At 67.3% G+C, this 23024-nt stretch carries 16 protein-coding genes; 8 read left to right on the forward strand and 8 right to left on the reverse strand.

All coding sequences use genetic code 11. From position 1 onward, the window contains the following. Positions 1-769: 769 nt before the first annotated feature. A complete protein-coding gene (locus tag AB0I94_RS41285; RefSeq protein ID WP_363314973.1) occupies positions 770-1033 on the reverse strand; it encodes a DUF6199 family natural product biosynthesis protein in 264 nt (87 codons plus the stop codon). 255 nt (positions 1034-1288) lie between these two features. Here AB0I94_RS41285 and AB0I94_RS41290 point away from each other — a divergent pair, with 255 nt between their 5' ends. Beyond that, entirely contained in the window at positions 1289-3811 is a 2523-nt protein-coding gene (locus AB0I94_RS41290; RefSeq protein ID WP_363314974.1) for a Helicase associated domain protein, read from the forward strand. 450 nt (positions 3812-4261) lie between these two features. Here the strand turns inward: AB0I94_RS41290 and AB0I94_RS41295 are convergent, their stop codons facing one another. After that, entirely contained in the window at positions 4262-7438 is a 3177-nt protein-coding gene (locus tag AB0I94_RS41295) for an RHS repeat-associated core domain-containing protein (protein ID WP_363314989.1), read from the reverse strand. A gap of 705 nt (positions 7439-8143) precedes the next feature. Further along, complete coding sequence (locus AB0I94_RS41300) at positions 8144-9547, reverse strand: replication-relaxation family protein (protein WP_363314975.1); 1404 nt, start codon at positions 9545-9547, stop codon at positions 8144-8146. A 1381-nt stretch (positions 9548-10928) separates the two neighbouring features. Here AB0I94_RS41300 and AB0I94_RS41305 point away from each other — a divergent pair. Both AB0I94_RS41305 and AB0I94_RS41310 read left to right on the forward strand, forming a co-directional pair. Next, complete coding sequence (locus tag AB0I94_RS41305; RefSeq protein ID WP_363314976.1) at positions 10929-11195, forward strand: hypothetical protein; 267 nt, start codon at positions 10929-10931, stop codon at positions 11193-11195. A 307-nt stretch (positions 11196-11502) separates the two neighbouring features. Beyond that, entirely contained in the window at positions 11503-11829 is a 327-nt protein-coding gene (locus tag AB0I94_RS41310; RefSeq protein WP_363314977.1) for a hypothetical protein, read from the forward strand. 177 nt (positions 11830-12006) lie between these two features. On the opposite strand, the gene AB0I94_RS41315 is transcribed toward AB0I94_RS41310, so the two are convergent. Beyond that, positions 12007-13707 (reverse strand): IS1182 family transposase, encoded by a 1701-nt coding sequence (locus AB0I94_RS41315; RefSeq protein WP_363314978.1) that lies wholly within the window; start codon positions 13705-13707, stop codon positions 12007-12009. A 223-nt stretch (positions 13708-13930) separates the two neighbouring features. After that, positions 13931-15877, reverse strand: a complete 1947-nt coding sequence (mobF, locus tag AB0I94_RS41320) for a MobF family relaxase (protein ID WP_363314979.1) — start codon at positions 15875-15877, stop codon at positions 13931-13933. A gap of 217 nt (positions 15878-16094) precedes the next feature. On the opposite strand from mobF, the gene AB0I94_RS41325 reads away from it, so the two are divergent. Continuing rightward, a complete protein-coding gene (locus tag AB0I94_RS41325; RefSeq protein WP_363314981.1) occupies positions 16095-16250 on the forward strand; it encodes a hypothetical protein in 156 nt (51 codons plus the stop codon). Between the two features lie 481 nt (positions 16251-16731). Here AB0I94_RS41325 and AB0I94_RS41330 read toward each other — a convergent pair whose 3' ends face one another. After that, positions 16732-17673 carry a LysR family transcriptional regulator gene (locus AB0I94_RS41330; RefSeq protein ID WP_363314982.1) on the reverse strand — a complete coding sequence of 314 codons (942 nt, stop codon included), beginning with the start codon at positions 17671-17673 and terminating at the stop codon, positions 16732-16734. Between the two features lie 56 nt (positions 17674-17729). Here AB0I94_RS41330 and AB0I94_RS41335 point away from each other — a divergent pair, with 56 nt between their 5' ends. Together AB0I94_RS41335 and AB0I94_RS41340 are read left to right on the forward strand one after the other, a co-directional pair. Further along, complete coding sequence (locus tag AB0I94_RS41335) at positions 17730-18728, forward strand: NADP-dependent oxidoreductase (protein WP_363314983.1); 999 nt, start codon at positions 17730-17732, stop codon at positions 18726-18728. After that, entirely contained in the window at positions 18725-19126 is a 402-nt protein-coding gene (locus tag AB0I94_RS41340; RefSeq protein WP_363314984.1) for a nuclear transport factor 2 family protein, read from the forward strand. The genes AB0I94_RS41335 and AB0I94_RS41340 overlap by 4 nt, the downstream gene beginning before the upstream one ends. A gap of 339 nt (positions 19127-19465) precedes the next feature. On the opposite strand, the gene AB0I94_RS41345 is transcribed toward AB0I94_RS41340, so the two are convergent. Next, a complete protein-coding gene (locus AB0I94_RS41345) occupies positions 19466-20056 on the reverse strand; it encodes a TetR/AcrR family transcriptional regulator (protein WP_363314985.1) in 591 nt (196 codons plus the stop codon). Between the two features lie 151 nt (positions 20057-20207). Between AB0I94_RS41345 and AB0I94_RS41350 the strand changes: the two genes are divergently transcribed. Together AB0I94_RS41350 and AB0I94_RS41355 are read left to right on the forward strand one after the other, a co-directional pair. Further along, complete coding sequence (locus AB0I94_RS41350) at positions 20208-21227, forward strand: aldo/keto reductase (protein WP_363314986.1); 1020 nt, start codon at positions 20208-20210, stop codon at positions 21225-21227. A gap of 231 nt (positions 21228-21458) precedes the next feature. Beyond that, positions 21459-22301, forward strand: coding sequence for an IS5 family transposase (locus AB0I94_RS41355; protein ID WP_363314990.1), 843 nt, complete (start codon positions 21459-21461; stop codon positions 22299-22301). 201 nt (positions 22302-22502) lie between these two features. On the opposite strand, the gene AB0I94_RS41360 is transcribed toward AB0I94_RS41355, so the two are convergent. Further along, a complete protein-coding gene (locus AB0I94_RS41360; RefSeq protein ID WP_363314987.1) occupies positions 22503-22844 on the reverse strand; it encodes a tectonin domain-containing protein in 342 nt (113 codons plus the stop codon). Positions 22845-23024 lie beyond the last annotated feature (180 nt).

The raw sequence follows: 23024 nt of genomic DNA on the forward strand, positions 1-23024 counted from the left end.
TCGTACTTCGCGGCGTCCCGCGGAGCGGGTAACATATCGCTGCGCGATATGCAAGCGAACACCCGGGCTGCGCCCGGGTGTTGCGCTCCCGCTCCGCGGGAGCGTGGGTATGGGGCTGCGCCCCATACCCATCTGCCTTGCTGCGCAAGGCAGATGGCACTTCGTCCGCTGCGCTCCCGAAGTGGGGGCCTTCGCTGCGCTCCGGCCCGGTGGGGGATGCTTCGCTCCCCACCCAACGGCCCTTCCGGCTTCGCCTTCAGGGCCGTCAAGGCCCGCTCGCGCGGGCCGGGCTGGCTACGGGCGGCGGGTGGTCGTTTTCACCTGGTGGCAGGCCGCAAAGCCCCGCACCGTCACCGCTGCCCAGATGACCGTGCTCGCCAGCGGCCACCACAGATCCCATCCCTGCTCACCCCTGACGAGGGCCCTCACCCAGCCGACCGCCCAGCTAATGCTGAGGAACAAGGCCAGCCATCTGACCCACCGCCAGGTCCCCACGGCCCTACGGGTACGGGCCTGCTGTTCGCTGTGCTGGTCTTGACGGGCTCGTTTGCCGTCCATGCCTACCGCCTACCCCCTGCAACGAGGCATCCGTCATCCAAAGTGCCCAGCTGGTGTTCTGGCCGCACGTCATGGGATCTATTCAGGCACGATGGCGCAGAGCTCCACGGACTACCGGCGCCACCGCGGGCCGGCAGCAACCGAGAGCAGGAGCGTCAGGAAACGGGGCGCTCCACGGGCCTGACGGCCCGACGGTAATGGCGCGTGGCGGTCAGATCTGCTGCACCAGCATCCATGTGACGATTCCCAGGACGAGCACCCCGGTCGCTCGCGTCATCGCGTATCCCTTGCCAGTGGGTTCGGTCGCATCCGGATCCTTCACCCACCCTCTCTGCAAGTTTCTATTCATCCTCCAGAGCAGTTGGGGGCGTATTACCTGCATCAGCCCCACGATCAGGAAGAGACACAGGACCGGGATGAGGACAGGGCTGCTGTCGCCGTCAGAGGCGGCTTGAATGACCGCGTCGCGATTCACGCTTCTCCGAGTGCCCGGGCTATTTCCCAGAAAACAGACCGCCCATGATGAGGTGTTGTGCATCATTCTAAGGCTCAGATAGACTCTGGAATCAGGGTTAGCCTGCATGACTCTGCTCCGAAGGATTATCTAGATCCATCCCACAGCCATGCCGTTGACCACGATGGGCCGAGTGATCAGTCGGCCCCTTCAGTCCAACCGCAGCCCACACGGCTCCTCTTGAGCCGACCGCCCCTAGCAGAAGGTAGGCGAAGCATGTCCATCACAGGCCGCGCTGACCAGCGCGAGGCGGCCCAGCGAGAAGCCATTGACGCGGTCCTGCGTGCCCTCGAATTGCCTGCACGATCACTTGTGCCCGAGCGAGGGCTTCGAACACAGGTGATCATGGCGACGGGATCCGGGAAGACCCGGGTCGCAGTCCGCAGCGCCGAGGAGCTCCATGCGGGCCGTGTGCTGGTGCTCGTGCCCTCGCTGGATCTGCTCGCCCAGACCGAGACCGCGTGGCGTGAGGGGGGCCGCCGGGGGCCGATGATCGGAGTGTCCTCGCTGCGGGGTGAGGAGGTGAGCTTCCCCAACACCACGGACGTGGACGAGCTGGTGGAATGGACGCGCGGTCTGGACAAGGTGACGGTGTACGCCACCTACGCGTCGCTTGGTCTGGGCACGCTGGAGCGGGCGCACGCTGCGGGTTTGTCGGCTTGGGACCTGATCGTCGTGGACGAAGCCCACAGGGTTTCCGGCCGGATCGGGAAGCCGTGGGCCGTCGTCCACGACAACACCCGGATCCCGTCGCTGCGTCGCCTCTACATGACGGCCACACCCCGGCTGTGGCAGCTCGGGGACGAGGACGAGGCCGGCGCACCCGGCGAGCTGGTCGCAAGCATGGACGACGACCCCAACGGTCCCTTCGGCAGCAGAGCGTTCACCCTGACGCTCTCGGAGGCCATCGACCGCGGAATCTGTGCCCCCTACCAAGTCGTATGCGTGGACGTCACCGACACCGCGCTCCAGGCCGCGCAGCTCCTGGGCGCCGAAGCCCGCTCGGCCAAGGTGCGCGGGGCCCGGCTCGCCGCTCTGCAGACCGCCCTGGTGAAAGCGTCCGCTGAGGAAGGCTTCCGCCGCACGCTCGTCTTCCACCACATAGTGAAGGAAGCCGAAGCCTTCGCGGCCAGCCTCCCCGACGTCGCCGCGCAGCTGCACGCATCCGACCCCGAGCTGTACCCCAGGACGATCTGGGCGCACTGGCTGTGCGGTGAGCACAAACCCCTGCACCGGCGGCGCCTGCTGGGCGAGTTCGCCGACGGGATCGCCACGGATGGCACGGTCGTGGAGAAGTGCTTCCTGTGCTCGGTGAAGGTCCTGGGCGAGGGCGTCGACACCAAGCACTGCGACTCCGTGTACTGGGCAGATGTGCGGGGCTCCATGCCGGACCTGGTCCAGGCGGTGGGCCGGGCGCTGCGGATGCAGCCCGGCGAGGGCAAGGTGGCAAGCCTGGTGGTGCCGGTACTGCTCGGGCCGGGCGAGACGCCGGACAACATGCTCACGTCCCGGGCGTACGGCGGGCTCGCCAAGCTCCTGGAGGCGCTGCGGGCGCACGACGCCAGGATCGTGGAGAACCTCGCGGAGCAGCAGGCCCCGAGCCGGTACAAGCCCGTCAGCAAGGACGACAGTGGGAAGAGCGCGGGCGGGAGCGGCCAGGGCTCCGGAGGCGTCAGCGGCCCCGCCAAGGCCCTGCTGAAGTTCTCCACACCCCGCGACCCGGCGCAACTGGCCGCGTTCATCAACCTGCGGGTCCTCAACCCGGAGCACGAACACTGGCGGCGCGGCGTGGAGGCCGCCGTCATCTACAACCGGCTGCACGGCGACTTGAAGGTGCCGTTCACCTACCGCGTGCCTGCCGTCGACGACCAGGCGGCGGAAGCCGAGAGGTGGCCGGCCTCGCTCGCCAGGTTCCCGCTCGGGCAGTGGACCGCTGACGCCAGGAGGTTCTACGCCCGCGGCGACATGGACGAGGACCGCATCGCTCAGCTGGAGAAGCTGGGCATGATCTGGAGCCACTTCGACGTCGCCTGGGAAGAGGGCCTGTCCGCCGCGCGCGGGTGGGCCGCCGAACACGGCCACCTCCTGGCGCCGCTGGACGCCACCTACCAGGGTGCGAAGGTGGGAATCTTCCTGAAGAACGCGCGGGCCGCCGCCCGGAAGACCACCGAGAACGAGCAGCGGCGTGCCGAGGGCCTGCCTGTCCTGTCGGCGGCCGGGGCGCTGTCGGAGATGCGGCGCGAGCAGCTGGAAGAAATCGACGCGTCCTGGTGCCCGAGCTGGCCGGTCACCTGGCAGCGCTGCTTCCACCTCGTCCGCCGGCATTTGGACGCCGGTGAAGCCCTGCCCACCACGGCGGGCGAGGTCTTGCGCCAGGGCGAGGATCTGGGGCGGTGGGTGCAGTCGGTGCGGCTCGGCTGGGACCAGCTCACAACCGTGCAGCAGTGGATGTGCGAACACATCCTCGGCATCCAGCCCGCCACCGACGACGAGAAGCCGAAACCACGCCGCACTCAGGCCGACAAATGGGCGCTCAACTACCAGGCCGCCAAACAGTACTACGAGCGTGAAGGCCACCTTCAGGTCCCGAGGAAGTGGGTCGAGCGGATCGTCGGCGAGGACCAGGAGGAGCGGGAACACAAGCTGGGCGCCTGGATCGGGAATCAGCGCAGCCGGGCCGCGACCCTGACACCAGAACGCATCGAGCAACTCTCCGCCATCGGCATGCGCTGGACATGACAGTCTGAGTCTCAGCCCAGCGGGGAAAGACTCACCGCAGAAACACTCGGCCGTCGGAGCCACTCCATGCAGCCTGAAGAGCCTTCTCTCCCGCTGAGGTTGTTTGGTTCGAAGTTCAGGTGGGCGAGTGCCTGCGGCTACTTACGCCGCGCAGGCCAGAGCTGAGGCCACAGAAAGCCCATGACTGCGCCAGCTGCGGCGCCAATTAAGGCCGACAGCGGGACGGTCCAGTCGACGCCGGAGCTGCCCACACGTGATACCGCAGCAACCACTGCGCCTATAGCAGCAGTGATGGCGGCACTGCGCCGGCGGGCGCTCCAGTTCGAGGACTCTTTCATGCTCAGCTCGCTCCTTACCGGTATGTGACGCTGTGCGGTGGACAATCGAAAATTGTCCACCGCACAGTGCGTGTCAGGTCAGGTGGTGACCGAGGTGAAAGGTGACATCAGGTTAGAAGGGCAGGATTCCACCCAGAACGCCTCCCAGGAAGGCATCTTTACGGTCGGCAGGGCTTCCGCCCCCGAGAGCTGATCCGATGGCGCCTCCGGACCCACTCCCCAGGCCGGCCATCACTAGGCCGCCGGCAATGCAGGCAGGAGTAGCTGCGGTGCAGATGGCAGCGGTGGCCGCTACGCCCACGGCACCCCCAAGAGCTGAACCGATGGTTTCAGTGACATCCGACAGGCTGAACAGCCCGCTGGGGTCGATGCGGTTGACGGGGTCACCTTCGGCGTAGAGGTAAGGGTTCTTCTCCTGGCCTGAGGGATCACGCTGGGTGAAGCGGCCGATGTTGGGGTCGTAGTAGCGGGCGGAGAAGTGGTACATGCCGGTGACGTCCTGATAGCCGCCGGCGAACCGGTAGGGCTGGGCGGCCTTCTCGCTGCTGGCGGCGCGGGTGACGCCGCGAGGGCTGTAGGAGTACGAGTTCGCCTTCGCGCCGGATTCGTCCGCGGTGGCGACGACGGAGCCGAGGGCGTCGGTGAGATAGTAGTACGCCTTTCCGTCCCGGGTCATGGAGTTGAGTGTGCCTTCCGGTTCCCGGTTGAAGCCCGTGTCCACGCCCGCAGTTGACGTCGCGGACAGGCCGATCGGGCCGTTGTGGAAGTAGGTGTCGCCGAGCTTGATGCGCTCGCTCTGGTCGGTCGAGCCGTACTGGCCGGCATACGTCTTGCCGCCGACGGTCAGGGAAGTGAGTTGGCTGTGATCCGACCACTTCTCGCCCGTCCGGGTGCCCTCCGGCGTGGAGGCTGCGGCGGTCTCGTGGCCCTCCTTGTCGTAGGACCAGTTCGTCGAGGAGCCGTTCTTCGCGGTGATCTGCTGGGCATCGTTGATCGTGTAGGTGGTGCCGCGCGGGCAGCCCTTGGCGGTTCCCTGGCTGGTGAGGTTCCCGGCCAGGTCGTAGCAGTACTGCCAGGACTCGTTCAGCGTGGAGCCCTTGTTCTCCGCCGCGTAGGAGAACCGGCCCGCCCCGTCATAGCTGTAGGTCGTCTTGGTGCCGGCCACCGTGTCGGTCTTGGTGCGGATCTTGTCGCCGTCGGTCGCGGCACCGGTGCCGTAGCCGTAGGTGTAGGCAAGGTCGACCAGCGTGCCCTTGCTGGAGGTTGCCTTGATCTTCTCGGGGCGGCTGGACTTGTCGACGTCGACCTTCTGTACCGTGCCGCCGGGGTAGGCGGTCTCGGTGCGGACGTCGTTGTTGTTGTACCTGTACGTCGTCACCCGGCCCTGCGGGTCCTTGAGCTCCTTGAGCTTGTTGACCTCGTTCCAGGTGTAGTCAACCTTCCCGGCCGGGTCCTGGTAGAAGTCAACATTGCCGGCCGGAGTGTAGGCGAGCAGGGTCTGGGAGCCGTCCTGCAAAGTGCGGACGGTTTCACGCTGCAGCGGGTCGAACTGGTACTTGACAGTGCCGGTGCTGTCGTCGCGCTGGCGGAGGTTGCCGTCATCGTCGTAGAAGTAGCGCACCGTGTCGTTGGTCGTGGAGACGGTCTTGATCCGGTCAAGGTGGTCGTAGGTGAAGAGCTTCTTGATACCCCGGCCGTCGGTCAGGGTTTCGGTGCGGCCCAGGCTGTCGTAGGTGTAGGTGGTCTCCCCCAGCGGCCCCGGCGGGGTCACCTTGGTCAGGTTGCCCTTGCCGTCGTAGGTGAAGGACGTCTTAACCGTCTTGGACGTCGACATCTTCGTCTCGGCCGCACACCGCTGGCCTTCGAACCCGCCGCAGGTGGGCGTGGCGGGGTTGTAGGTGTAGGAGACGCTGCCGCCGCCAGTGCCGGTCTGCGCCACCGACTTGGTGTTGCCCGCCGTGTCGTACCCGTAAGTGGTCTTCTCACCATCAGCGTTGGTGGAGTCCTTCGGCACATCCCCGCCGGCAATGGTCTGCCAGCTCGTGACCGCCTTCCCGCCCGTCGGCGACGTGACACTCTCCAGGTTGTTACGCGTGTTGAACCCGTAGTCGGTCACGTTGCCGGGCGTACTGCCCGAGCCCATCGCGTCTGTAGAGGTGTCGAGGTTGTGGTTCGCGTCGAACTTCGTCGAGCGGGAGTGCTGGAGGGCGTCGGTGACCTTCTCCACCTCGCCGTCGCCGTCGTGCTGGTAGCTGGTGGCGTGCTGTTCGGGGTCGGTGACCTTGGTCGTGCCCGCCGCCGTCGGGGTGGCGGCGTCGTACTCATACGTCCACGTCGGCCCTGTGTGGCCGGAGCCGTTGAACTCCGTAGCCCGCAGCATCGAGGTGACACGGTTGGCGCTGTCGTAAGTGAAGACGGTGACCCGCTTCTCCGCTGTGGTGATTTTTGTCAGGCGGCGGGAGTCGTCGTAGTCGAAGGTGGTGGTCTTGCCTTCGGCGTTCGTCGTCTTGTGCAGATTCCCGGCCGGGTCGAGGTCGAAGACGGCGGTGCGGCCCGCGTTGTCCTTGGCCTGCCACTGCGAGGCGTCGGTCTTGACCAGGTCGATCCACCGGCCCGAGCGGGTCTCGGTCAGCTTGAAGCCCTTGTTCTCGCCGCCCTCGTCATGCTGCGTGACGGTGATGGTGCCCTTGTTCTTGTCGGTGACCTTGGTCAACGTGCCGTGGGCGTTGTAGGTGTCCTTGGACGAGGACTTCCAGTTCGTGACCGTGTAGGTGCCGTCCGCGTTCTTCTTCAGTTCCTTCGAGTAGCCCTTGGGCGAGGTGAACGTGCCGTCCGTCTTCTGGGTGAACCGCAGGCTGTCGCCCGAGGCGTCGTACAGGACGACTTCGCCCTCCAGGACCTGCAGGTAGCGCTCGTACTGCTGCCACCACCGCTGGGAGACCTTCCCCCACGGGGCCTCAAGGGAGTTGTAGGTACGCGACAGGCTCAGATTCTGGCCCACCCCCGCGATCTGGAAATCGGTCGCGGTCAGCATGAGGTTGCCGGTCGAGTAGTTGACCCTGGCCGTCAACGCGTCCGTGATAGCAAAGTTGCTGATCTTGTGCCAGGGCACATCCCCCTGCCCCTCGGGCACGTAATCGCTGGGCGCCGCACGGCCGGCCCGGCCGGCCTCCTCACCGCCCTGGGCCCGCTTCTTCTGCTCCGCCCGCCAGGCCGCTACCTCATCGGAGGGTGTGCGCTCGGCCCGCGGCGCCACCGGATCGTTCGAACCGACCTTCACCGGCGGCATGGTGAACGTCGGGGCGTCCTTGCCCCACGCCGATCCGGGATCGTCTGCGGCGGAGGCGATACCTGCGGCCGGCAGCAAGGACAGCGTCAGAGCGCCGGAGGCAACAACTGCCGCCGTGGCCAACCTGGTTCTCTTCCGGGCACGCGAAAGACGCGCACCCCAACTGCGATGCATCAAGGCTTCCCCCCACAGGAAGACACATCCCGCAGACCCCAGCGGTCACGAGAAGCACACAACCTGACACACCACCACCACAAGCCGCCGCCCGTTCCCCCGAACACCCATGCCACACACGACGGAACAAGCCCCTCCCCTCAACACAGGCAAGAAGACACAAAACTCCTCTAATCGCTCCCCCCTGCCACCACTGTTGCACCCTGCGAAATCCCTGTCCCACCGGAAAGTGACCGAAATCAACCGACCCAACCACCCGGCGGGGCACCCTGCCCAGCCGCACGGACAGCCACCGGCACATCGCAACACCAACACCGTGTGCGGCAGCGACCCCTCGCAGTCCAGGCGGCACATGCCCTGACGTCTCCCCGCAGCCCCCGCCGATCTATCGGCCGCAGCCCACAACTGACTACTCGGAACCGAGGGGCGCTCGCTCCTACCACCACAGGGCAGTCGAAGGTGGTAGGAGCTACCACCGCAGGTCAGGGCCAGGTGGCGGGCGATTACCCAAAGTGGGTAATCGCCTCGTGGTTACCCGGAGCCGGTGCGGAAACGCGAGAACCAACCGCCCTCGACCCTCGGCTCGGGCACGGCCCGGTCCAGTTCTTGGTGCTCCAGCGTGGCCTGGTCGGCTTGGTGTTCGGCGGTGAGAGCCTCCTGCTTGCAGGTGTCGCACAGGTGCCGGTGCGATTCCCGTGACGCGTCCCACCCGGCGGTCTCGATCGCCTTCCACCGTTCGTCGGTGAACTTCGTGCCGCAGCCGGCGCAGAGGGGACGGCGTGCTTCCCGCTCGGCCTTCTGCTGCTCGGCCGCGTGGCGCAGCTGCTCCTGGTGCTCGCGGTTGCGGGCTTCGTACCTGGCCCGCTGGCGGATGTCGTGTGCTTCGCGGCGGGGGTTGCCGATGGCCTCCAGGAGGGGCTGCAGGTGGGTGCGGCCGAAGCGGTGGAATGCCGGTCCGGCCGGGCCGTGTTCGCGCAGGTTGCGCAGTCCGGTCGCGATGATGGGGATCTTGTGGTTGTAAAGGTGGTGGTCCTCGTACCGCTCCCCCTCCCACAGAGGGCGGGTGAGCTCTTGCAGGCGCGGGACAGTTCTGTTCGGGTCGCGGGCGCCAAGGTGGTTGAACACCAGCAGCACCGGCGGGTGCGGCACATCACCGATCCGGCCTGCGGGGGCACTCCAGCGGGTGCGCCACATCGGCCGCTCCGAACCGTCGGTCTCCTTCACCTTCCGGTGGAAGAAGCGGGCGTACTTGTGCAGTTTGTCGGCGATCTCTTCCGCGGTCTCGTGGCAGTTGTCGACCTCGATGAACAACAGCGGCACCCCGTCCTGCGGGGCGGTGAGCACGATGTCGGCCTGGGCGCCGCCCTTACCGGGCGTATTCCAGGTACCGGTGGCGGGCAGCGGCACCTCGGTCCAGTAGGAGGCGATCGTGCCGATGCCATCGGGTGCGTCGACGGCAGCCTGGGCGGCAGCTCGAACTTCGGGCGGATCCAAGGTGAGCTTGGCCAGGTTCGGCTTCGGGCGCAGCATCGCGATCACGGTCTCGTTGACGGCCATGGGATGCGAGGCTCCGCTGGAACCCGCGCCGCGGGCCGTGGAGCCCATCTCCCCCGCCGGGCGCCGCAGCTCGTAGGAGGCGGCCTCCAAGCCCTTGGGGGTCAGGTTCCGCAGCCTCGCCCCCGTCTCAGTGGACCCGCCGTTCTCGGACAGACCGTGCTTACGCATATCGGAGAGCGCACCGGTGTGCGAGGCCGTGCGGGCCGTCTTCCGCTCGGACGGAGTCTTCTTGTCGGCGTGCCGGAAGCTCAGGTGCGCAGCGGCGATCCGCTGGATCTGATCAGCGGTTGCCACCTTCAACGCTCCCAGCACGCGCAGCACATCGCCACGGAAGTTGTTCGTCGATCCCGCCGGGTTGGTCTTACGCTTCCCCGCCATCAGCCCCGTCCCTCCATCCAACGCGCACGGCCACCGGCCGGGCGCCGGCCTGCGGCAGCAGAAGGCACCGGGCCCCCGAACCCGATGCTCTCCTCCTCCACTGACATCCCCACCAAGTTCAAGAGGAGAGAAGAGGGTTGTGACGAGGTGGCAGGCGGCTGAATCCGCGGCGTGACCAGGGCGCTTTCCCTCTCTCCTGGTGACAGGCCCCAAAGGGGGTTCCCAAGTGGCGTCCGAAGTGGGCGCCGTAGGGGCGCGCTTCGGCTTACACAGTGCTGGTCGGCCTCATGGTCGGGCTGGGCATGCCGAGGGCCGGCTGCTGGTCGGTGTGCCGTCATCGCCGTATCTCCTTCGCGTCGGACCGACCCGGCCGGGTCGGTGATCGAGGGAGCAGCGTGGACGCCCACCCCTTGTCCGCGGTCTGACGGCAGCCAGTGACGGGTGTGGTCTAGGAGAAACACTGCCGCATTGGGGCGGTTGCAGAGCTGGACAAGGGGTCAGAGTCGGTCTTGTGGCCGGACCGACCACAGTGGACAAGCGGCGCATCCCTGCTCGCCCAGCCCATCGCTTCTGGCTCGCCGCGCCCCCGGACTCAGGGAAGAAGACCTCTCCCTGCAAGAGGGAAGAGGTGTCCACAGACACCAACCACTCCTGACCAGCGCAAACACCGACTACTACCCAATCACGCTGGTATCTACGCCGGTACCCACGCTGGGACGCACGCCGGTACCGGCACCGTCAGCCCAACACCCGACCCCACCAAGGGTGGTGAGGTGCCAGTGTCGGCGGGGCCCGATGGTCGACTCCCACCACAGCACCGGAATCAGGCGCGGTAGGCCCGACCACTACAGGTCACAGACGCCGCGCCTCCCAACGACACCGAAGCCCGCTTCACACGCCCCCTCTCCATTCCCACGTCCCCTCGCGTCCAAGAGGCGATGAGTGATGAGCACTTGAAGCGGGCCCGCACGGTGCATTTTGTAGCCGGTGCGCATCGGCAGACATCGCCGCGCACGGCCGGGCGGACCGGTGCGCACCGGATGCCGCGCATGGGCGCGGTCGTTGCGGTGCGTTTCTCCTTGACCACGGCCTCGGACCCTGTTGGCCAATTCGACCGGGTGAGGCTTCTGGGGGCCCTGCAGGTCGGGAACGGGCAGCACTTATCTATCGGTCCGGGAGGCGTTTCACGCTCGCGGCTGCGCCGAGATGTTCACGAGTTCCGACGGCGCCATGCCCACCCCAGGCGGCCAATGGGGTGCTCTCTCCGCCGCGGCCACATCTCCGGTCTGGCTGCGGGGCACGACTGCGGGTGCCGGCGTGTGAGCGCCGGCCAACCGGACACACCGGGGCCTCACGCCTCGCCGCCGAAAGGGAAACCGTCATGACTGACCTCAGCGACCTCGCAGGGGGAGCCATTTCCCCGCTCCAGACGCTGATGGGGCTGCTCGACCCGGACAAGCAGCAGTGGCTGAAGAGCCAGCCCCAGGAACGGCAGCAGAAGCTGGCCGAAAGTTTCGCCAATGAGCCGTACAGCATGGACCTTGGTACGACGCTGGTGGGAAAGACCGGCCAGGTGAAGCCTGACGTCAAGGAAATGCAGGGCCACGCCAACGCCTTCATCCAGGATGCGCAGGACGGGAAGATCTGACCACAGCGCTTGAGCAGGATCACCGCACCGCGGCTCGCACGTCGAGCACCCGGCGTGCGAGCCGCTCAGGGGCCAGCCGGCCGGGCGCCACGAGGCAGGCCTGGTAGCACACCGGCAGTCAGTGCCTCCCGTTCTCGGGCTCTGGCACAGGTTCTGTGACACGGCCAGTCCGAGTGACGGCGCCCTATGATCGCTGCGGACATCGACATGGGGGTGGGCAGTGGGTCGCGGGAGTCCGTCGCGTAGGTGGTCGCTGGATGAGGAGAACTGGTCGCGGGGGTGGTGGATCCCGCTCGTCATCGTTGTTATGGCTGCCGCGACCTGGGGTCTCTTGGGGTACATCGAGGGCGGCTGCGAGCGCGGGCCCCGGGGAGGATGCATAGCCGCCGATGGCTACGAGTGGCGCGGTTGGGTGTTCTTCCTGGCCGCGATGCCCACGTTCTTCGTGGTGGGTACCGGCCTGACGGCCGACCGCTGGCCGCCTGCTCTCGGCGTTGCCGCTGGCGGCGCGGCCTGCGGTATCTACGTGCTGGCACAGGCTCATACGGTGCCGTACCTGATCACGGCGGCTGTCCTCTTCGCTCTGGCCGTCGCAGCACCGGTGCTGGCCTGGCGGCGCCGACGGGCCGGGTGAGCGGCGTGAGCGAGCAAGCCCTGTCACTTTGGTAGCCCATGGTCACGGACCACAGAACTTGAACCAGAGCCCGTTCTCGTGAACATCGCCCCTTGCCCGGACCGCCTTCCGCAGCGCTGGATAAGTGCTGTCCATTCCCGTGGACAGAGTCAGCAGGTCAAGGGGAAACGTCGTGTGTCAAGGGGAGATGCAGTCCGAAATGTCTGCCCGGTGGTCCGTGGTCAAGGGGTCAGGGGCCGGTCGCAGACGGCGGAAGTGGGAGGTGCGGCTGCTGCCCCGCGGTGTCTCGGTGATCCAGGCGTCGATGCGCGAGAGGTTGAGGGCTGCCGCTGTGAACTGATGCTGAAGGTGCGTCTTGGCCGCGCCGTGGTAGCGAGAACGTCGCAGCCCCATCTGCCGGACGCCCTGCGAGATCGTGCTCTCGATGCCGGCGCGGCGCTGGTAGCGACGCCGCCACTCGTCCGTCTTCTGATCTTCGCGTGCCCTGCGGAGCGCTTCGAGTTCGTCTCGATTTCTGAAGGTGAGGCTTCTGCCGATCTTGGTTCGGCGCGTGCACTGCGATCGGACGGGGCGGGGTCCGCAGTCCTTGTTGGAGAACCAGACCCGAATGACGGCGGCTCCAGTCTGGCTGGTGGAATCGGACCACCCCCTGCTGCGCTTGCCGTTGGGACAGCTCACCTCCTGGGCCTGCCAGTCGATGGTGAAGCGCTCCTGCGTGAACCCGTCTCCGTCTTTGGCCTGCCAGGCCGCGGTGCCCTGAACCGGTCCGACGATGTCGATGCCGTAGTCGCGTCGGGCGGAGACGAGGACGCGGGCCTCGGTGTAGCCGGAGTCGACGAAGTGTTCAGCCGGCAGCAGGCTCTGCTTGGCGAGGCCGGCGTGGATGGTGCCGGTGACCTGCACGTCGTGGACGGGTGCGGTCGTGGTGAGCACGTGCGTGATCAGGTTGGGTTGGTCGGGCTCGCACGTCTCGGTGAGGTGGACCTTCCATCCTGACCAGTCGGTGTCTCGCTTGGATCCGGTGCGAGCGACGCTGTCGTAGGGCGAGACCAAGCGCTGGCCGGCAGGCGGGATGTTCTTCGGATGGCGCCAACTGACCGTCTCGTCCTCGATCTGGAACTCCTGGACCCAGGTTCGACGGAGCATTTCCACTGCGGGAATCTGGCGGAGCCATCCGGGAGCAGACGGGTGGAAGACGGCCTGCAGCAAGCGCATGCCGTCGTCCCCGATCTCGTTTCCCTTCTCGATGCGCTCGGTCCTTGCCTTCGGAAGCCGGTAGTCCTCGATTCGGTACGAGTACCGCTTGAACCAGTCGTCGTCGGCCAGTTCGGCAAGCCACTGCGGTGCGGCCGCAGCCAGCAGGTTCAGGGCCGCCCGCAGGGTCTCGCCGACCAGTTCCAGACGGTTCAGTCCGCGGACCGCCGACAGCACGTGCGTGCTGTCGGTGCGTTGGCGGCCGCGAGACTTCAGCAGGCCCGCCTCCGAGGAGGCAGCCAGCACGGCATCCGTGATGCGAGTCTCCGCACTGCCCTCGACCAGCCGGTCCCGGAACTCGCTCAGCACTGAATGGTCGAACCCCGGGTCCTCGATCTCCAGGCCGAGGGCGTACTTCCAATCGATACGTGCCCTGGCTGCCAGGGCAGCCTGGCGGTCGGACAGGCCCTCGGCGAACTGCAGGATCGATACCAGGGCAAGAACTGCCGGAGACAGTGCTGGCCGGCCGCGCTGGGGGAACAGGTCGGCGAAGTCCTCGTCACAGAACAGCTCGCCCAGTGCATCCCGCACCCTGATCGCCATGCTGCCCTGAGGCAAGGCAGCTTCAGCGATCCTCCGTGTCGTCTCCGGAACCCGACCCGGCCCACTCGTACCCAGCGACACTGACGCCTCCCCGACGCTGTCCGTCCCCGGCAACGACGCCGGATGAGCGGATCAACGACGTCGGGCTGCGTACGACCACAACGGAATTGGCCAACAGAGTCCACGGCCTCGGTCAAGGAGAAACACGGCAGTGCACTCCGGGACGGTGTCGTGCACTCAGTCGGAGAGTGCACGACATCATCGGTGCGCGCCGGCTACATCGAGTGCACCGCATCGGGTGCGCTCAGCGGCCCGCTGCTGGCCCGTAGTGTCGGTCCTGCTGCTGGGGGCGGTGCGCTCGCTGATCGTCCTCGCGCACCGGGTGCGGTGCGGTGGCGTCCTCCCGGTCGGCGTACCGGCTCCTCGTCTCGCGGGCCTGGTCGACTGCCTTGCGGGCACCCTCGAGGTGGCGCAGTTGCTCGTCCGTGAGCTCCAGGGCTTCCACGTCGGTGCGCGACTCCTTCAGGGCCCGCAGCGCCGCCATCGCCGACTCGCGCTCGTCTCCCGGGTCCGGGACAGCGGAGTCGACGTCCTGGGGCGAGAGCAACTCAGGCATCGCCGCCTGCTGGTGCACGACGACGTCGTACGCCCGGCCCCGCACGGCGGTGGTGGTGCGCAGCGTCTCCCGCACCACCGCACCGGCGAGGACTGCCCGCTCGTACTGCAGCGGGACGCGGGGTATCTCCCACTCCCCCGTGTCCTGGCCCGGGGGCCGGAGCGCAGCCGGCTGGCCGGGATCGGCCGGGGGCTGCCGGTCCGGGTCGGGTGCGGGGCCCGGTGGGCGGCGCCGGGCGGGGAGGTCGGACAGGGACCACCGGGCGGTGTAGAGGCGGTAGCCGGGCTCCAGGCCGCGCATGGTCTTCGGCTCGCTGATGTCCAGGCAGTACGTGGAGATGGCGGCGGCGACGATTTGCTCGTCCAGGCCCGGCTCGCGGCGGCGGCCGCGCAGGACGAGGGCGAGGTGGCGGCGGGCTTCGGCGAGCAGGTGTCGGCGGTGGAAGCGGCCGCCGTCGTTCATCACGAACACGGTCGCGGCGACGTCGACGGCCGCCAGGGCGACGTCGACCACGGCGGCGACCCGGGCCCGGATCGCCGCAGCCGCGGCGCGGGCGTACTCGAGGAGGGAGTTGATGATGTCGACGGCCACCTTGGAGGTGCGGATCGCGCTCTCCTTCCACTCCTTGCGCAGCTGCGCGAGCGGCCGGGTCTTCTGCTTGGGCGGGCGAGTCTTGCGGGCGGCGATCTGGTTCAGCTTGGCGCGGGCCCGCTCGGAGACCACGGGCAGGAACTTCAGCTCACCGTCGTCGCCGACGGCGGTGACGTACTCGTGCTCCAGCTCTGCCCGGCAAGCGGCGACCTGGTCGCTGCGCCGGGAGGTCCAGCGGATCAACTCGTGCGGCACCCCGGCAATCTCCATGACCGGTCGGCGCCCCGGGGTGACGGTGCGCGGCTCGGTCGCCAGCCCCAGCTCCTCACAGACCTCAGCGGCCACGAGCTCGTTGTAGAGCGCTGAGGCGGCCACGGTGTTCTCGTGCAGGGCCAAGGTGTGGATCGACCCCCACTTCCCGTCCAGGCGCTGCCCCTTCACCGACAGAAGCAGATGGTCATGGAGCAGCGGCATCCCGGAGCATGCCTCGTAGTGGCGGAAGCGGGCGGCGACCAGACCGCCGGGCGCCCGCACCCGGTAGATCCCGTCCTTGCCGTACCGGATCACCGCCACCTCATCCTCGATCCACTCCAGCACCCGCTCGATCGCCCTCTCGTGCGCGGCCTCGATCACCCGCCGCGTCTCCTCATCCCCCAGCGCCCACAACAGGTAGATCGTCGGCTGCGGACGGAACACGAAATCGACACCCGTGACCATCACCCGGCGACCGAGAGCACCGGCCTTGAACGCCTTCTTCGGGGACTCGCCCTTGGCCAGCAGGTCGGCCTCGATCCGGTCCGCGTACGGGTGCCGGCCCCGCTCGCCGAACAGGTTCCGCAGCTGCGCCTCGGTGACCTCCTCACCCGGCATCAAACCGAGCACGGTCAAGCCGCGCCCCATCCAGCGCCCAGCCGGGACACCGGCCTCCTCCTGAGCCTCGCGCAGCGGCATGCGCGCCGGGCGAAGGCCGTCGCCGACAACGGTCTGACGCAGGTAGTAGCGGTACATCTGCCCGGCCCGGATGACCCTGATATCCACTGTCATGGAGACCACGCCACACGGCTCTGACCTGCAAAGAAAGGCCGATCAGCGGTATGTCCCGCCAGGCGGGAGCAGCAGCCGAACTTTCTTCTCAGGTGCCCGTCAGGCGGGAAGCGGGCCCGGGCCGGAAGCAAATGTCATCGCTCTCCGGCATCCCTCACCTCACGACCTGGACGACACCAACAAGCACCACTGAGCACTACCGGTCACCGACGACGGCATGCTGTCCATGGCCCTCCACCTGCGCGACCAGGAGATGAGCCTGCGCGACATCGCCAAGCGCCTCGTCATCACCACCGGCGCCAAGAAGGGCCAGCACCCCTCACCTGCCACCGTCATGAGGATGCTGCGCGAGCACGACGAGCAGACGACCTAAGAGCCCAAGATCATCTCTTTGCCCCTTTGACGCGTATCTCGGTCACACCCCAAGACAGCCGAACGCTGGGCCACCCTCGCTGGCGGGAACTGGTCCGAATACTTGGCAGTGCGACGGGCCGCACCGCAGGGCTAGGCAGCCCTGGGGCGCCCGGGAGCTTCCAGCGAAAAACAACGCTAGGAAGTTGATCTAGGCGCTGCCGGGCTGCCGCTCGCGACAGGCAGCGCTCCGGAACGTATCTCAACGACGACCCTGAACAATACGTGCGTGTTGACCTGGTCGGATCTGAAGCTTGCCTGCACCCTCACGCGATACGGCAACGGTTCCTGGTCGAGATGGCGTGCTTGATCGCCGTTCCAAAGGGTCAAACGCTGAGCCGGCACAACGTAACCCCGAGCGACACCGGCAGATGCGCGACGAACACGGCGCGCGTGAGCACCGCCTGGTGCAGTTCAGCACCAAGCGGGTCGGCTGGGCCCGGTCAGGCTGCCGGGGCGGTCAGGACGGCCTTGGCCGCCAGCCGGAGATTCCTGATCATCGGATTGGGGTCGCCCTTGCGGCTGACCAGGACGACCTGGCTGGGGGGAGCGCCCTCGATCGGGACGGTGACGAGGTCGGGACGCAGTGAGCTACGCCGATCGCCGACCGGTAGCACGGCGATCGCCCTGCCACTCGCGACGAGTTCGAGCTTGTCCTCGTAGCTCTCGATCGGCGGCACGCCGGCCCCGAGGATCCGGTAGGAAGTCCAGTCCGCAATCTCGAACGCGCACGGCGCCGCCGTTTCGCCGGCCAGTTCTTCCGCGGTCACCGACGCGCGGTCGGCCAAGGGATGGCCGCGCGGGACCACTAGCATCCGGGGCTCCTCGTACAGCGGGGTGGTGAACACGTCGTCGGCGGCGAACGGCAGTGGGGCCCGCGCGATCAGGGCGTCGACGCGCTTGTCGGACAGCGCCCCGACATCGCGGCAGCTCAGGTACCGGGTGGCGATCTCGGCATCCGGATAACGACGGCGCAGTTCCCGTACGGCGGCAGTGATCACCAGGTCTTCGACGTAGCCGATGGCGATTCGTTCGGTCTCGGCTTGTTCACGCACGGCCAGCTCGGCCTGGTGGCCGGCCTGCAGCAGGGCTTGGGCCCGGGGGAGGAAGCTCTGGCCGGCCGGAGTGAGCCGGGTGCCCTGGGGTGTGCGGTGCAGCAGCCGTGCGCCGAGATACTTCTCGAGCCGTTGGATCTGGCGGCTCAGCGCCGGCTGGGCCACGTGCAAGTCGGCGGCGGCCCGGCCGAAGTGCTGGTGCGCCGCCACCACGGTGAAGTAGCGCACCAGCCGCAGTTCCAGGTCCTGTCCGAGATCGTTCACCCTTCCAGCGTACGCGTCATGCCGTTTCGGAATGATCAGGTTGCCGAACCGGTCTTGGACGGCCATGCCGTCCTGGGCCTTGACTGAAGGAGCAACGTTTCCCCAGGAAAGCGACAGGTGCGATGAAGGCGATCCAGTTCCACGAAGCGGGCGGGCCGGAAGTTTTGCATTATGACGAGGTGCCGGTTCCCGAGATCGGCCCGGGCGAGGTGCTCGTCCGGGTGCACGCGGCGGGCATCAACCCGCCGGACTGGTACCTGCGTGAGGGGATGAAGGTCATGCCGGCAGAGATGAGGCCGGCGCTGGAGTTCCCCCTGATCCCCGGAACGGACATGTCGGGCGTGGTCCAGGCGGTCGCTCCGGACGTGCTGGGGTTCGCCGTCGGTGACGAGGTCTTCGGCATGCTGCGGTTCCCCGGATTCGACGGCCGGACGTACGCCGAGTACGTGGCTGCGCCGGCTTCGGACCTGGCTCACAAGCCGGCCGGTATCGACCACGTGCAGGCGGCCGGGGCGCCGATGGCCGTACTTACGGCCTGGCAGTACCTGGTTGATCTCGGCCACGACGTGCCGTCTCCTTTCACCGGTCAGGTGCACCAGCCGGTGCCGATCACGCCAGGGATGACCGTGCTGGTCAACGGGGCCGCCGGTGGAGTGGGCCACTTCGCGGTGCAGCTGGCGAAATGGAAGGGGGCACACGTAATCGCGGTGGCCTCGGGCCGGCACGAGCAGTTCCTGCGCAAGCTCGGCGCCGATGAGTTCATCGACTACACCAGGACGCAGGCCGCGGACGTGGTCAGCGGTGTGGACCTGGTGATCGACACCGTCGGGGGCCCGGACAGCTCACGCTTTCTGACCGTGCTCAAGCGCGGCGGCACTATGCTTCCGGTGTTCTTCGCCGAGTACGACCCGGAAGAGACGGCGAGTCTGGGCATCACAGTCTCGAACATTCAGGTGCGTTCCAACGGTCCCCAGCTCGCCGAGATCGGGCGTCTGTTCGGCGAGGGCAAGCTCCAGGTCGGGGTGGACAGCACCTACCCGCTGCCCGAAGCGGGCAACGCACACAAGCGAGCCGCGCAGGGCCACCTCCAAGGCAAGATCGTGCTGACGGTGGTCTCGTGATCGCCGAACTCCAGCAGGCGGTGGCGAAGTACGCCCACGCCCTGGACGAACTGAATGTTCCCGAGCTGGAAGCGGTCCTGACCGAAGACACCACCTGGACCTTCACGATGCCCGGACAGAGAGTGCTCGGCCCGGTCGCCGGACGCGCGGCGGTGCTCGACTTCATCCGTGACGGGCACACGGCCCAGACCGGAAGGGTGCGGCACTACCTGGCCAATGTCGTGATCACGACGACGGACGCCACCACCGCTGAGGTGCGGGCCTATCTGGTGCAGACGAGGAACACCGGCGAGAGCATCCAGATGATCTCGACCGGGGTCTACACGTTCGGCCTGCGCCGGTCCGACGGTGGGTGGCGGATCGCCGAGCTCACCCTGACGCTGGACAACGCCTTTTAGAGGTCGCACAGATAGGCAGGTTGGGGAGTCCCTGGCGACAAGGCGAACACCGGTCCTGGTGATCACGAAGTTGCGACGCTCGGTGATCACTGGGCAGACCTGCGCACGTGCTGCCGTCATGCTCGAGTCTGAGCCCAGGTGGTGGCCGGTTTCAGCTGAGGGTTTCGCCGTCGTCGATGGTGATGTATCTGGCCGGTGACGTAGTTGTTGACCATGGGGAAGAGGGCCGCGGCGGCGGCTTCCTCGGTGGTGCCGAAGGCGACCGAGGGGAGCGGTCGATCCGGGGTGGCGGCGATCGCGCGACCTCCTAGCAGAGCCGCACGCGCGAGGTCGCCGAGGTCAGTGGTGTGGTCGGCGTAGCCCTGCGATGAGCAGTTTGGTCATGCGGCGTGCGTCGTAGCGGGGATCGCTGCCCGCGCCGATGCAGAGGTTACCGACGCCACGCATGAGCTGATACGCGTCGATGTCGGGGCGGATCTCGCCGGCGACGGCTGCGGCTTCGAGCAGTTCGGTGCAGACGGGTAGGAGACGGTCGAGGAAGTAGGCATGCAGCGCCTCGAAGCCGGCGTTGTCGGCCTGCAGCACAGAGGCGAGTCCGTGTTTGGCCACCAGGAAATCGACGAAGAGGTTGATCCACTTCCCTAGGGCTGTGTGCGGAGAATTAGTCGCCAAGAGGGCCGGACCGGCATCGGCGCAGGCGTCGACTTGATGCCGGTAGACACCGATGATGAGGTCCGCTCGCGTCGGGAAGTGGCGGTAGATCGTCCCCAGCCCGACGCCCGCCTTGGCCGCGATGTCGCGTACCGGCGCGTCCACGCCTGACGTGACGAAGACCGCGGCGGCCGCATCGAGCAGGGTTTCCTTGTTACGTCGGGCGTCCTTCCGCCCAGACGGGGCCGCCTGCCCTGCGCCCTCGCCGCTGTCGCTCACCACGCGTTCCTTCCACTCACCGCTTGCAAAAACGGAACCATGTTCCGTATTGTTTCCGGAACGAGGTTCCGTTTTGCTCATAATGCCAGAGCAGGAACCCGGTATCCAAGCCATGTAATGCACCACGCTTCCCCCACGAGGAGACACGGTCATGCAGTACCGCACCTTGGGCCGCACCGGTGTGCAGGTCAGCACCCTCGCGCTCGGCGCGATGAACTTCGGAAAGATCGGGCGCACCACCCAGGACGAGGTCACCGCCATCGTCGACGCCGCGCTGGAGGCGGGGATCAACCTGATCGACACTGCCGACGTGTACAGCGGCGGCGAGTCGGAGGAGATGGTCGGCAAGGCCATCGCCGGGCGCCGCGACGACATCGTGCTGGCCACGAAAGCGACCATGCCGATGGGCGACGAGCGCAACCGCCAGGGCAGTTCGCGCCGCTGGCTGGTTACCGCGCTGGAGGACAGCCTGCGTCGGCTCGGCGTCGACCACGTCGACCTTTACCAGATCCACCGGTGGGATCCGAACACCAGCGACGAGGAGACCCTGTCAGCGTTGACCGACCTGCAGCGCGCGGGAAAGATCCGCCACTTCGGCTCCTCGACCTTTCCCGCCTACCGCATCGTGCAAGCCCAGTGGGCCGCCCGCGAGCACCACTTGAGCCGTTACGTCACCGAACAGCCCAGCTACTCGATGCTGCAACGCGGCGTCGAGACCCATGTGCTGCCCGTGACAGAGCAGTACGGGCTCGGCGTCCTGGTGTGGAGCCCACTGGCCTCGGGCTGGCTGTCGGGCGCGATCCGCGAGGGCAGGGACATCACCACCAGCCGCTCAACGTTCATGCCGCAACGCTTCGACACCACCACCCCCTCCAACCGGGCCAGGCTCGACGCCGTCGAGCGGCTGGCCGGAGTCGCCGACGACGCCGGCCTGACGATGATCCAGCTCGCGCTCGGCTTCGTGACCGCGCACCCCGGCGTGACCAGCGCGCTCATCGGCCCCCGGACGCCGGACCACCTGCACTCGCAGCTCGCCGCCGCAGACACCAAGCTCCCCACCGACGTACTCGACGCGATCGACGCCATCGTCGCCCCCGGCGCCGACCTCGCCGCACACGAGAAGAACGACACCCCGCCCGCGCTGCTCGACCCGTCCCTGCGGCGACGCTGATCGTCCCAGCGACAGCCTCCATCCTCTGGCGCGACATCACGAAGCTGCAGCAGTAGACGGCGATAGCACATTCCGCTTCATAGTCTGCCTATGGGACTTCCATCACCTGGCGGCCCATCAATAATCCGCCGCACTCACGCAGACAGGCGGCGTGGGAAGTTCCCGGCGACAAGGCGGGCCCAGGACCCGGTGATCATGGAGTTGCGACGCTCTGTGATCACTGGGGGACCTGTGCCCGTGCTTCCATCATGGCTGACTGACCCGCTCTGGGACCAATTCGCGGCGTTCTTGCCTGAGCGCCCTACGGTCGATCCGTCCCACCCGCTGGGGTGCCACCGCCGCCGCATCAGCGACCGGATCGTGTTCGACAAGCTGTTGCAGCTTCTGCGAATCGGCTGCTCCTACCAGGCGATCTCCGACACGACCTGCTCGGCGACCACCATCCGCAACCGCCGCGACGAGTGGATCCGGCTCGGCATCTTCGCCCGGCTCAAACAGATCATGCTTGAGTCCTACGACCGGATCGTCGGGCTCGTGCTCGACCAGATCGCCATCGACGGCTCCATCACCAAGGCCCCCGGCGGCGGCGAGGTCGCCGGGCCCTCACCGGTCGATCGCGGCAAGCAGGGCTTGAAACGCTCAGGCATGACAGATGGTTACGGGATCCCACTCGGCCGGGTCCTGGCCGGGGCGAACCGCCACGACTCACCGCTTCTCGCGCCGACCCTGGACCTGCTGGACGACCTCGGGCCGCTGCCCGACGACATCACAGTCCATCTGGACGCCGGCTACGACTCGGACATTAGCCGCACCGAACTCGCCGTCCGCAACCTGCACGGCCGCATCGCGCACAAGGGTGAGAAGGCGCCGATCCAGGCGAGCCAGCGGTGGCATGTCGAGCGCACGCACGCCTGGCAGAATGCCTTCCATCGCCTTGCCCGCTGCTACGAGCGCCGTGCGACCGTCATCAACGCCTTCTTCGACCTCGCGGACACGATCATCACCATCCGTAGCCTGATCCGCCGAGCCTGGACCACCCACCGCTGGGACGACCGCCCCAAGCGACGCCCATGAGCGCCCGCCTATCTGCGGGAGCTCTTAGAAGCCGTGATGAAACGCCCGGCAGTGGCCGGTTCGTGGTCATTGATCCTCAGTTGTGTCCCGATACCGCAGGGGCCGCAGCCCTTCGAGCTGGACGAGACAGAAAGCTGACCAGAACGTGAGTGGGCCCCCGGCCGACAGGTCGGGGGGCCCACACGCGTGATGGTGCAGGGGTCAGCTCGGCTGGTCTCCGGTGTATCGGTAGATCTCGGCGCTGTTGGTGTGCCACGCGTCGGCGCCGGCGGCGATGTCGGTGGCGGTGCCGGGGATCTTGATCCACGGGTTGGAGCCGCTGGCGTCGTTGTTGGTGTACCGGTAGATGGCCCCGGCGGGGTCGACGCCCCATACGTTGGTCCGGGATCCCACCGCGATGCGCTTGAGGCTGCCGGGAATGTGCTTCCACGCGTTGGCGCTGACCTGGTCTCCGGTGTAGCGGAAGACCTGGTTGGCGCCGTTGACGCCCGCGGGCCTGCCGTCAGCGGCGGGCGTCGCGTTTTGGTGTTGCGGAAACGCCATAGGCGAACACCTCGCCCGAAGGTTCTGCTCATGCATCTGACCCAAATGAGTGCAACGCTCGAAGAAGAACACTCCTGTCCCTCAGCTAAAGGTTGTCCCGTATGGGGTTGGAGTTATCCCGTGAGGGCCAGGTTGTGAAGGCGGGCGATGCCGAGCATGGCCTGGTGGACGCCGTTGCCC

The sequence above is a fragment of the Streptomyces sp. NPDC050147 genome (genome assembly GCF_040660195.1).
In the GTDB taxonomy this organism is placed as follows: domain Bacteria; phylum Actinomycetota; class Actinomycetes; order Streptomycetales; family Streptomycetaceae; genus Streptomyces.